The sequence below is a fragment of the Microbacterium sp. SA156 genome (assembly GCF_049065455.1).
Taxonomy (GTDB): Bacteria; Actinomycetota; Actinomycetes; order Actinomycetales; family Microbacteriaceae; genus Microbacterium; species Microbacterium barkeri.
The window spans coordinates 14,059-25,218 of record NZ_JBAKGU010000012.1; the positions used below are offsets into that span (position 1 = coordinate 14,059).

At 71.7% G+C, this 11,160-nt stretch carries 11 protein-coding genes; all 11 read right to left on the reverse strand.

The features are described 5' to 3' along the window. Nucleotides 1-5: 5 nt before the first annotated feature. Entirely contained in the window at nucleotides 6-917 is a 912-nt protein-coding gene (era, locus tag ACOWU6_RS12015; protein ID WP_421075830.1) for a GTPase Era, read from the reverse strand. Further along, nucleotides 910-2,346: a hemolysin family protein gene (locus tag ACOWU6_RS12020; RefSeq protein ID WP_421075831.1), complete on the reverse strand. Its 1,437-nt coding sequence runs from the start codon at nucleotides 2,344-2,346 to the stop codon at nucleotides 910-912. The genes era and ACOWU6_RS12020 overlap by 8 nt, the downstream gene beginning before the upstream one ends. Next, nucleotides 2,343-2,810 carry an rRNA maturation RNase YbeY gene (gene ybeY, locus ACOWU6_RS12025; RefSeq protein WP_271171902.1) on the reverse strand — a complete coding sequence of 156 codons (468 nt, stop codon included), beginning with the start codon at nucleotides 2,808-2,810 and terminating at the stop codon, nucleotides 2,343-2,345. Before ybeY ends, ACOWU6_RS12020 begins: the two co-directional genes overlap by 4 nt. Beyond that, nucleotides 2,807-3,895: a PhoH family protein gene (locus ACOWU6_RS12030; RefSeq protein ID WP_421075891.1), complete on the reverse strand. Its 1,089-nt coding sequence runs from the start codon at nucleotides 3,893-3,895 to the stop codon at nucleotides 2,807-2,809. The genes ybeY and ACOWU6_RS12030 overlap by 4 nt, the downstream gene beginning before the upstream one ends. 4 nt (nucleotides 3,896-3,899) lie before the next feature. After that, nucleotides 3,900-4,250, reverse strand: a complete 351-nt coding sequence (locus tag ACOWU6_RS12035; RefSeq protein ID WP_271171903.1) for an HIT domain-containing protein — start codon at nucleotides 4,248-4,250, stop codon at nucleotides 3,900-3,902. A gap of 23 nt (nucleotides 4,251-4,273) precedes the next feature. Next, nucleotides 4,274-5,005 (reverse strand): 16S rRNA (uracil(1498)-N(3))-methyltransferase, encoded by a 732-nt coding sequence (locus ACOWU6_RS12040; RefSeq protein WP_421075832.1) that lies wholly within the window; start codon nucleotides 5,003-5,005, stop codon nucleotides 4,274-4,276. A gap of 5 nt (nucleotides 5,006-5,010) precedes the next feature. Next, entirely contained in the window at nucleotides 5,011-6,117 is a 1,107-nt protein-coding gene (dnaJ, locus tag ACOWU6_RS12045) for a molecular chaperone DnaJ (RefSeq protein ID WP_324014794.1), read from the reverse strand. A gap of 54 nt (nucleotides 6,118-6,171) precedes the next feature. Beyond that, entirely contained in the window at nucleotides 6,172-7,212 is a 1,041-nt protein-coding gene (hrcA, locus tag ACOWU6_RS12050; protein WP_271171906.1) for a heat-inducible transcriptional repressor HrcA, read from the reverse strand. Between the two features lie 102 nt (nucleotides 7,213-7,314). Then, on the reverse strand, nucleotides 7,315-8,532 hold the full coding sequence (hemW, locus tag ACOWU6_RS12055; RefSeq protein WP_421075833.1) for a radical SAM family heme chaperone HemW: 1,218 nt from the start codon (nucleotides 8,530-8,532) through the stop codon (nucleotides 7,315-7,317). After that, on the reverse strand, nucleotides 8,532-9,182 hold the full coding sequence (locus ACOWU6_RS12060; protein WP_324014789.1) for a DUF1990 family protein: 651 nt from the start codon (nucleotides 9,180-9,182) through the stop codon (nucleotides 8,532-8,534). Before ACOWU6_RS12060 ends, hemW begins: the two co-directional genes overlap by 1 nt. Nucleotides 9,183-9,209: 27 nt before the next feature. Then, nucleotides 9,210-11,060, reverse strand: a complete 1,851-nt coding sequence (gene lepA / locus ACOWU6_RS12065; protein ID WP_282977780.1) for a translation elongation factor 4 — start codon at nucleotides 11,058-11,060, stop codon at nucleotides 9,210-9,212. Between the last annotated feature and the right edge of the window lie 100 nt (nucleotides 11,061-11,160).

Consider the following 11,160-nt stretch of genomic DNA (forward strand, 5'->3'; position numbering starts at 1 on the left):
TCGCCTCAGAAGCCGAGGCGCCTCAGCTGCTTGGGGTCGCGCTGCCACTCCTTCGCGACGCGCACGTGAAGCGAGAGGAACACCCGCGTGCCGAGCAGCGGCTCGAGCTGCGCTCGCGCCCGCGAGCCCACCTCCTTGAGGCGCGTGCCCTTCCGGCCGATGATGATGGCCTTCTGACTGTCGCGCTCGACCACGAGGTCGGCCCAGACGTCGGTCAGCTCGGGATGGTCCTCCCGCGGCGCGATGTCGGAGATCGTGACGGCGATCGAATGCGGCAGCTCGTCGCGCACGCCCTCGAGCGCGGCCTCGCGGATGATCTCGGCGACGCGGTCCTCGGTCGACTCGTCGGTGACGACGCCGTCGGGGTAGAGCGCAGGGCCCTCGGGCATGAGGGCGAGCAGCTCATCCGTCAGCACGTCGAGGCGCTCTCCGGTGATCGACGACAGGGGGATGACCGCGGCCCAGTCCTCGCGGAGGGCGTCGACCTCGAGGAGGCGCTCCATGATCTGCTCGTGCGACGACGCGTCGGTCTTCGTGACGATGGCGACCTTCTTCGCGCGAGGATAGCCGTCGAGCGATTCGGCGATCCGGCGGTCGCCCGGTCCGACCTTCTCCTGCGCGGGCACGCAGAAGGCGATGACGTCGACGTCGCCGAGCACCGATTCGACGAGGTCGTTCAGACGCTGGCCGAGGAGCGTGCGCGGGCGGTGGATGCCCGGTGTGTCGACCACGATGAGCTGACCGCCGGGGCGGTTGAGGATGCCGCGGATGGCGCGGCGCGTGGTCTGCGGCTTCTCGCTCGTGATCGCGACCTTCTCGCCGACGAGCGCGTTCATGAGCGTCGACTTGCCCACGTTCGGCCGGCCGACGAAGGTCACGAACCCGCTCCGGCTCGTGTGCTCCGGGGAATCAGTCATGGGGTTCGTCCTTCCTCGCGGCGTCGTCCGAGCGGCCGCCGTTCCTCTTCGCCGCGGACTTCCGGCCGCCGCTCTTCTTCGCCGGCTCGCGCACGGTCGGCACCTCCACCGTCACCGGCAGCGCGAGCTCGCCCGTGCGCGGGTGACGGCCGCGCACCTCGTCGACAGCGCGCAGAGCAGGGCTCCGGTCGACGAACACGGTCGCGATCCCCCGTCCGCGGCCGCGCGACGTGCCGCCGGTGAGGATGAGGCCCTCGACCTCGGCCATGTCGCCCGGCTGCGGCACGCGGCCGATGTGCTTGCCGAGGAGCCCGCCGATCGAGTCGACGTCGTCGTCCTCGAGCTCGATGCCGAACAGCTCGCCCACCTCGTCGAGCCCGAGGCTCGCGCTCACCCGGAAGGTGCCGTCCGGGAGATCGACGATCTCCTTCGACGGCTGGTCGTACTCGTCGGAGATGTCGCCGACGAGCTCCTCGATGAGGTCCTCGAGGGTCACGAGGCCTGCGACGCCGCCGTACTCGTCGACGACGATGCAGACGTGCACGGCGTCGCGCTTCATCTGCTGCAGGAGCGTCTCGGCGCGCATCTGCTCCGGGACGAACACGGCAGGCCGCGCGAGGGCCCGGGCGGTCGTGCCCTCGTGCCACGCGGCGCCCTCGCGGAACGCGTGCAGGACGAGGTCCTTCAGATACAGGACCCCGACGACGTCGTCGATCTCCCCGTCGACCACCGGCAGGCGCGACATGCCGCGCTGGAGGAAGATCGTCATGGCCTCGCGCGCGGTGGCGTCGGCCTCGACCGTGACCATCTCGGTGCGCGGCACCATGACGACGCGCACGACCTGGTCGGTGAAGTCGAACACCGAGTGGATGAGGTCGCGATCGTCGGCCTCGATGAGGTCGTTCGACGCGGCTTCGTCGACCATGCTCAGCAGCTGGTCCTCCGACTCGAAGCTGCGCCGGCCGCCGCCCGGCGTGATCGCGTTGCCGACCACGACGAGCGCCTTCACGAGGGGCCCGAGCACGATGCGCACACCGCGCACGAGCGGAGCGAACCAGGACAGCAGCGCCTCCGCATGCCGGCGCCCCGCGGAGCGCGGACTCGAGGCGACCGCGACGAACGAGAAGCCCGTCATGACGACGACCGTCGCGAGCACGGCCCACCAGACGCTGTCGAACAGCAGGATGAACGCGACCGTCGCGAACACGGCGGCGCCGGTCTCCGCGAGCACCCTCAGGAAGCCGATCGCGTTCGCGTGGCTGTCGGGGTCGTCGGCGATGTGGGCGAGCGCCCGCGCGTTGCGGCCCTCGGTCGCGAGGTCGACGAGGTCGGCCCGCGAGCTGACCGACAGCGCGGCGTCGAGTGCGGACATGAGGCCCCCGACCGCGACGAGCACGACGGCCCCGATCAGCAGCAGCGTCTCGATCATGTGCGCGGGCGTCTGCGTTCCTCGGCGGCGAAGCTCGCGATGAGCCGATCCTGGAGCCCGAACATGACGCGGTGCTCCTCCGGCTCGGCGTGGTCGTACCCGAGCAGGTGGAGCAGCCCGTGGGTCGTGAGCAGGATGAGCTCGTCCATGAGCGAGTGGCCGGCCTTCTCGGCCTGGCCTTCCGCGACCTGCGGGCACAGCACGATGTCGCCCAGGAGTCCCGCGGGCGTCGGCATGTCGTCGGTGCCCGGTCGGAGCTCGTCCATCGGGAAGCTCAGGACGTCGGTCGGGCCGGGCTCGTCCATCCACTGCACGTGCAGCGCCTCCATGGCGCCCTCGTCGACGAGGACGATCGCGACCTCGGCGTCGGGGCTGACGTGCAGCTGCGCGAGGTTGTGCTGCGTCAGACGCAGCAGGACGCTCTCGTCGACCGCGATGGCGGACTCGTTGTTGATGTCGATCATCGGATCCCCCGCTTCGGCTTGCGGTCGCGCGGACCGCCCGTGCGCGACGCACCGCGCCGCTCGGCGCGGTTCGCGAATTCGCGCGCCTCGTCCAGCTCCGCTCGGTGCGCGGCGCGCTTCTCGTCGTACTCGCTGTAGGCGTCGACGATGCGGCCCACGAGCGTGTGGCGCACGACGTCATCGCTCGAGAGCCGTGCGAAGTGGATGTCGTCGACGCCGTCGAGGATGCGCGTCACGAGCCGCAGCCCCGACGTCCCACCCGGCAGGTCGACCTGCGTGATGTCGCCCGTGACGACCATCCGGGTGCCGAACCCGAGGCGCGTGAGGAACATCTTCATCTGCTCGGGGGTCGTGTTCTGGGCCTCGTCGAGGACGACGAACGAGTCGTTGAGCGTGCGCCCGCGCATGTACGCGAGCGGCGCGACCTCGATCGTCCCGCTCGCCATGAGCTTCGGCACGAGCTCGGGGTCCATCATCTCGTTGAGCGCGTCGTACAGCGGCCGGAGGTACGGATCGATCTTGTCGGTCAGCGTTCCGGGCAGGAAGCCGAGCCGCTCCCCCGCCTCGACCGCGGGGCGCGTGAGGATGATGCGGTTCACCTCGCGGCGCTGCAGGGCCTGCACGGCCTTCGCCATCGCGAGGTAGGTCTTCCCCGTGCCCGCAGGGCCGATGCCGAAGACGATCGTGTTCTCGTCGATCGCGTCGACGTACTTCTTCTGGCCGAGGGTCTTCGGGCGGATGACCTTGCCGCGGGTCGACAGGATCGCCTCGCCGAGCACCTCGCTCGGGCGCGGCCCGCCCTGCTCGAGGATGCGGTTCGACGTCGCGATGTCGGCGGGGCCGAGGTCGTGCCCCTCGCGCGTGAGCTGCAGCAGCTCGTCGACGAGGGCGCGCGCGGCGCGCACGGCGGAGGCCGACCCGCGCAGGGTGATCTCGTTGCCGCGCACGAGGACGTCGACGGCGGGGTGCTCGCGCTCGACCATGCGCAGGAGGCGGTCCTGCGGTCCGAGGAGCTGCACCATCGCGACGCCGTCGGCGTGGATGGTCTGGGTGACGACGTCGTCGTCCGGCTGGGCGACGCCCATGGGGTCAGTGGCCAACGAGGCTCTTCTCCTGGAGTTCTCCGGCGAGCACGTGCGCGTGCACGTGGAACACGGTCTGGCCCGCGTCTGCGCCGGTGTTGAAGATCAGACGGAACTGCCCGCCGGCGTGGTCCTCGGCGACCGCCTTCGCGGTCTGGACCATCTCGGCGAGGAGCGAGGGGTCGCCCGCCGCGAGTTCGACGACGTCGCGGTACTCCTGCGTCTTCGGAATGACGAGGAGGTGGACGGGCGCCTGCGGGCTGATGTCCTGCAGCACGAACACGCGCTCGGTCTCGGCGACGATGGTTCCCGGGATCTCGCCCTGCAGGATGCGCGTGAAGATCGACGGCTCGCTCATGCGGTCGAGTCTATCCACCGCGGTCACCAGCGCCCGAGCTTCGCGTTGAGGACGGCGAGGGCCGCCGGGCCCGCGGTCGAGGTCCTCAGGATCGTGTCGCCGAGGCGCACGCGCTCGGCGCCGGCGGCCGCGAGGCGCTCCAGCTCGTCGGGCGCGATGCCGCCCTCGGGGCCGACGACGAGCACGAGATCGCGGGCGTCGTCGACGTCGATCGAGGTCAGGGCGGCCTGCGCGGTCGGGTCGAGCACGAGCACGCGCGCCGACGCCGCGCGCTCTGCGACCTGCGCCGTCGTCGCGATCGGCGAGACCTCCGCGATCCACGCCCGGTGCGCCTGCTTCGCGGCCTCGCGGACGATCGAGGCCCAGCGGGCGCGACCCTTCTCCGCCTTCGGCCCCTGCCAGCGCGAGACGCTGCGCGCCGCCTGCCACGGCACGACCTCGTCGATGCCGAGCTCGGTCGCCGCCTGCACCGCGAGCTCGTCCCGATCGCCCTTCGCGAGCGCCTGCACGAGCACGAGCCGCGGGGACTGGGGCGGCAGATCCTGGCGCGAGGCGATCCGCACGACGACGCGCTGCGGCGAGACGCTCTCGCACGTGCCCGCGAGCCACGCGCCGCGGCCATCCGTGACCGTGACCTCCTCGCCGACGCGCACGCGGCGCACGGATGCGGCGTGGTGCGCCTCCGCACCCGTGAGCTCGAGCTCGCCGCCGGGCGAGACCGCCCCCGCGCGCTCGTCGTGGAAGTGCAGCGCCATGGGCCCTAGCCGCGGAACCGGTCGCGGAGCTTCGAGAACAGCCCCTGGTGAAACTCGGCCAGGCGCGGCGCGGGCGCCTTCGTGCGCCGCGCGAGCTCCTCGAGGAGCTGACGCGTGCGGTGATCGACCTTCGTCGGCGTGACGACCTGGACGCCCACGCGCAGGTCGCCGCGACGCGAGGTGCGCAGCCCGGTGATCCCGCGCTCCTTGATCGTCAGCACCTCGCCCGACTGGATGCCAGGGCGCACCTCGACCTCGACCTCGCCGTCGAGCCCGGCGATGGTCGTCGTCGTGCCGAGGATCGCGTCGGTCATCGACACCTCGAGGGTCGCGAGCAGGTCGTCCCCGTCGCGGCTGAACACCCGGTGCGGGGCGACCGTGACCTCGACGTACAGGTCGCCGTTCGGGCCGCCGGCGGGGCCCACCTCGCCCGAGCCCGGCAGCTGCAGACGCAGGCCCGTCTCGACGCCCGCGGGGATGTCGAGCGACACGGTGCGGCGCGAGCGCACGCGGCCCTGGCCGCCGCAGGTCGCGCACGGGTGCGGGATGACGGTGCCGTAGCCCTGGCACGCGCCGCAGGGCTGCGACGTCACCATGTTGCCGAGGAGGCTGCGCACCTGGCGCTGCACGTGGCCCGTGCCGCCGCAGATGTCGCACGTCGCGGGGCTCGTCCCCGGCTGGCAGCAGGACCCCTGGCAGGTCTCGCAGAGCACAGCCGTGTCGACCTCGATGTCGCGGTGCGTGCCGAACACGACATCGCCGAGCTCGAGCGTCACGCGGACGAGCGCGTCCTGTCCGCGCTCTCGGCGCGAGCGCGGCCGACCGCCGCGACCGCCGCCCGAGGCGCCGAAGAACGTCTCGAAGATGTCGCCGAATCCGCCGAAGCCCGCGCCGCCGAACGGCGACTCGTCGCCGCCCATGTCGTAGCGGCGGCGCTGCTCGGGGTCGCTGAGCACGTCGTACGCGTGCGTGACCGACTTGAACTCCTCCGCGGCCTCGGGTGCGGGGTTCACATCCGGGTGCAGGCGACGCGCGAGCTTGCGGTACGCCTTCTTGATGTCCTCCTGCGACGCGTCCTTCGACACGCCGAGGGTCTCGTAGTGATCAGCCACATCAGCCTTCCTGCGGGCGTCGTGCGCCCGTGCTCCGATCCGTCGGGCGACGCGTCAGCGCCGGCCCTCGTCCTCGTCCAGCAGCCTCGTCAGGTAGCGGGCGACCGCCCGCGCCGCAGCGAGGTTGCGGGGGTAGTCCATGCGCGTGGGCCCCATGATGCCGATGCGCGCCGCGCCGACGGCCGAGTCGTACTCGCTCGCGACGATCGACGCCTCGGAGAGCCCGAAGGCCGCGTTCTCGCGGCCGATGCTCGCCGAGAGACCCTGCTCGTCGGCGACCATCTCGCTCATGAGCCGCAGCAGCGTCACCTGCTCCTCGATCGCCTCGAGGAGCGGATGGATGCTGCCGCGGAAGTCCTGCTCGCGCTTCGCGAGGGTCGCCGAGCCCGCCAGCACGAGGCGGTTCTGGCGGAACTCGTCGAGCTCCTCGGCTGCCGCCTGCGCGATCCTGTGCAGCGCGCGATCGACGGCGCTGACGGGAGCGGCAGCGAGCTCGGCGCCGCGCTGCAGCTGCTCGGCCGCGTCGGCCACGGAGCGGCCGGCGAGGAGGGGCACGAGGCGCGCGGCGACCCGCTCGATCGACTCCGCGTCGAGCTCGTCGGCAAGGCCCGTGATGCGCTGCGACACGCGGCCGGTGTCGGTCACGATGATGACGAGCACGCGGCGGCCGTCGAGCGGCACGAGCTGCACGTGCGTCACGCTCGCCCGGGCGAAGGACGGGTACTGCACGAGCGCGACCTGTCCGGTGAGCTGCGTGAGGAGGCGGACGGTGCGCGCGAGGAGGTCGTCGAGGTCGGCCGGGTCGCCCAGGAACGACGCGATCGCCGACCGCTGGGCCGATGACAGCGGGCGCAGCTCGGCGAGGTGGTCGACGAAGACGCGGTAGCCCTTGTCCGTCGGGACGCGGCCCGACGACGTATGCGGCTGGGCGATGAGCTCCTCGTCCTCGAGGAGCGCCATGTCGTTGCGGATGGTCGCCGCCGAGACGCCGAAGGAGTGCCGCTCGACGATGGAGCGGCTGCCGACCGGCTCGTGCGTGTCGACGTAGTCCTGCACGATGGCCCGGAGCACCTGCAGTCCGCGGTCGCTGACCATGTGCGCGCTCCTCTCCTGGCACTCGATGTCTCGGAGTGCCAGTCTACCGACCCGAGGCCGGGAACGGCATGCGCGCCGGCCGCCTGCGCGGCTCGGCCGACCTCAGTCCGTGAGTGCCCGCACCACGGCGTCCGCGAGAAGGCGGCCGCGGAGGGTGAGCACGATCCGCCCGCGGAGCGCCGCCCCCGGCTCGATGAGGCCGTCGGCGATGAGGCCGGCCACCGCACGCCGCGCGTCATCCGGCAGCGCGTCGATCGCGAGCCCCTCGCGGATGCGGCTGTGCAGCAGCACGCGCTCGAGCTGCTGCGCGGCTGCGTCGGGGCGCTCCCGACCGGCGGCCGGCGACTCCCCCGCGGCGAGCCGCTGCGCGTACGCGGCGGGATGCTTGACGTTCCACCAGCGCAGACCCGCGACGTGGCTGTGCGCACCCGGACCGAAGCCCCACCAGTCGGCGCCGCGCCAGTACGCGAGGTTGTGGCGCGAGCGACGGCCGTCGCCGCGCGCCCAGTTCGACACCTCGTACCACGCGAAGCCCGCGTCGGCGAGCATGCGGTCGGCGAGCTCGTACATGTCGGCCTGGAGGTCGTCGTCGGGGGCGGGCACCTCGCCGCGGCGGATCTGCCGCGCGAGCTTCGTCCCGTCCTCGATGATGAGCGCGTAGGCCGAGATGTGGTCGGGTTCGAGCGCGAGCGCGGCCTCGAGCGACGCGCGCCAGTCGTCGATCGACTCGCCGGGGGCGCCGTAGATGAGGTCGACGCTCACGTCGAGCCCGACCGAGCGCCCTGCATCGACCGCCGTCCGCACGTTCGACGGCGTGTGCGTGCGATCGAGCGCCGCGAGCACGTGCGGCACGGCCGACTGCATGCCCACCGACATGCGGGTGACCCCCGCCCGCGCGAGCTCCTCCGCGACCGCGGGAGTCACCGTGTCGGGGTTCGCCTCGACGGTGATCTCCGCGCCGTCCGCGATGCCGAACGCGCCGCGGACCCCCTCGAGCATGCGCGCGAGGTCGCCGGCGGGCAGCAGCGTCGGCGTGCCGCCGCCGAAGAACACCGTCTGCGCGGGACGCAGCGCGCCCGCCTCGGCGAGCACGTCGCGCGCGAGCGCGACCTCGCGCAGGAGGACGTCGGCGTACTCGTCCTGACGGGCTCCGCGCAGCTCCTCGGAGGTGTAGGTGTTGAAGTCGCAGTACCCGCAGCGCACCCGGCAGAACGGCACGTGCAGGTAGACCCCGAGATCCGTCGCCGAATCGATCGGGAGATCGCGCGGGAGGCGGCCGTCGGCGGGAGCGGGATCGCCGACGGGGAGGGCGCCGGCCATCAGGAGCCGGTGTGGAACAGCGGCGAGATCGCGCGGAGGTACCCCGCGAAGAGCGCCTTGCGGCGGCGGCGCACGAGCGTCTTGAACAGGCGGTTCCAGAAGGTCATGGGGCGGTCGAACGCGCGCACCTCGAACCACACCTCGTCGTTCTCGCGCCACTCGATCATGAACGACTCCTCGCCGCTCACGACCGAGTCGCCGACGGTGCCGAGCGCGAAGCCCACGCGACGCGCCTCCTCGATCACGAAGATGACCCGCAGCTCGGCGTCCGCGCGCGAGCCGCCCACCTTGCCGTGCACGGTGACGGTCGTGCCCGCCCCGACGTACGGCGTTCCGTCCGCGTCGAACCGCTGGTCGGCATCCGATCGGCTCGGCGCGACGGCGTTGCCCGCCTCGTCGAAGCTGACGCCCGTGTAGGTCGGGCCGGGAGCGGGCCGGACGTCGCTCAGCGTGAGCCCCGCGCCCTTCAGCGCACCCCACGACAGGAGGGCGTCGACCGCGGTGCGGAAGCGCTCCTCGCCGCTGCCGATCCGCCAGGCGGACGCCGCGGGGATGCTGTGCTCCGGCGGGTACTGGAGCAGGTCAGGAGCCTGCGTCGCCCCGACGGCGGCATAGTCGACCGTCTCGTCTCGGAAGGTCTCCCGGCGCATGGTTTCCACCCTAACCGCAGCCCCTGGCTACTTCCCGGCCTTCGACTCGACGTCTCCGGAGAGCGCGGCGATGAAGGCCTCCTGGGGCACCTCGACCCGGCCGACCATCTTCATGCGCTTCTTGCCCTCCTTCTGCTTCTCGAGCAGCTTCCGCTTGCGCGAGATGTCGCCGCCGTAGCACTTCGCGAGGACGTCCTTGCGCATCGCGCGGATGTTCTCGCGCGCGATCACGCGCGCGCCGATGGCGGCCTGGATGGGCACCTCGAACTGCTGGCGCGGGATGAGCTTGCGCAGGCGCTCGGTCATCGTCGTGCCGTAGGAGTAGGCCTTCTCGCGGTGGACGATCGCGCTGAACGCGTCCACGCGCTCGCCCTGGAGCAGGATGTCGACCTTCACGAGGTCGGCCTCCTGCTGGCCCTCGGGCTCGTAGTCGAAGCTCGCGTAGCCCTGCGTGCGGCTCTTGAGCTGGTCGAAGAAGTCGAACACGATCTCGCCGAGCGGCATCGTGTACTTCAGCTCGACGCGCTCCTCGGAGAGGTAGTCCATGCCGAGCATCGTGCCGCGGCGCTGCTGGCACAGCTCCATCACGGTGCCGACGTACTCCTTGGGCGCGAGGATCGAGGCCTTGACGATCGGCTCGGACACCGCCCCGATCTTGCCGTCGGGGTACTCGCTGGGGTTCGTGACGACGATCTTCTCGCCGGTCTCGGTCGTGACCTCGTAGACGACGCTGGGCGCCGTCGTGATGAGGTCGAGCCCGAACTCGCGCGAGAGTCGCTCGGTGACGATCTCGAGGTGCAGGAGCCCCAGGAAGCCGCACCGGAAGCCGAAGCCCAGGGCGACGGATGTCTCGGGCTCGTACGCGAGCGAGGCATCCGAGAGCTTGAGCTTGTCGAGCGCCTCGCGGAGGTCGGGGTAGTCGCTCGCGTCGATCGGGTAGAGCCCCGAGAACACCATCGGCTTCGGGTCGGTGTAGCCGGGGAGCGGCTCGGTCGCGGGCGTGCGCTGGTTGGTCACCGTGTCGCCGACCTTCGACTGGCGGACGTCCTTCACGCCGGTGATGAGGTACCCGACCTCGCCGACGGAGAGGCCCTTCGAGGGCGTCGGCTCGGGGCTGGAGACGCCGATCTCGAGGAGCTCGTGCGTCGCGCGCGTCGACATCATCTGGATGCGCTCGCGCGGAGAGAGGCGCCCGTCGACCATCCGCACGTAGGTGACGACGCCGCGGTAGGCGTCGTAGACCGAGTCGAAGATCATCGCGCGGGCGGGTGCATCGGCGTCGCCCCGGGGTGCCGGGATCTCGGCGACGAGGCGGTCCAGCAGCTCCTCCACGCCCTGACCGGTCTTGCCCGACACGCGCAGGACATCGGCCGGGTCGCCGCCGATGAGGTCTGCGAGCTCCTTGGCGAAGCGGTCGGGGTCGGCCGCGGGGAGATCGATCTTGTTGAGCACGGGGATGATCGTGAGGTCGTTCTCGAGCGCGAGGTAGAGGTTCGCGAGCGTCTGCGCCTCGATCCCCTGGGCGGCGTCGACGAGCAGCACGGCGCCCTCGCACGCCGCGAGCGAGCGCGAGACCTCGTAGGTGAAGTCGACGTGCCCCGGCGTGTCGATCATGTTCAGCGCATAGGTGTCGCCGTCGAGCTGCCACGGAAGACGCACCGCCTGGCTCTTGACGGTGATGCCGCGCTCGCGCTCGATGTCCATCCGGTCGAGGTACTGCGCGCGCATGTCGCGGTCGGACACGACGCCGGTGAGCTGCAGCATGCGGTCGGCGAGCGTCGACTTGCCGTGATCGATGTGAGCGATGATGCAGAAGTTGCGGATGCGCTCAGGCGGTGTCGCGGCAGGCGGGAGCGGAGTCGTGGCACGAGGGGACATATCCGTCTGATTCTACGGGCCGCGCGCCGTCGCGCGTGCCCGGGTCGCCGCGCGACGCGCCGCCGCTTCCGCGCGAGATCCCGGTAACCGGCCGTTCATG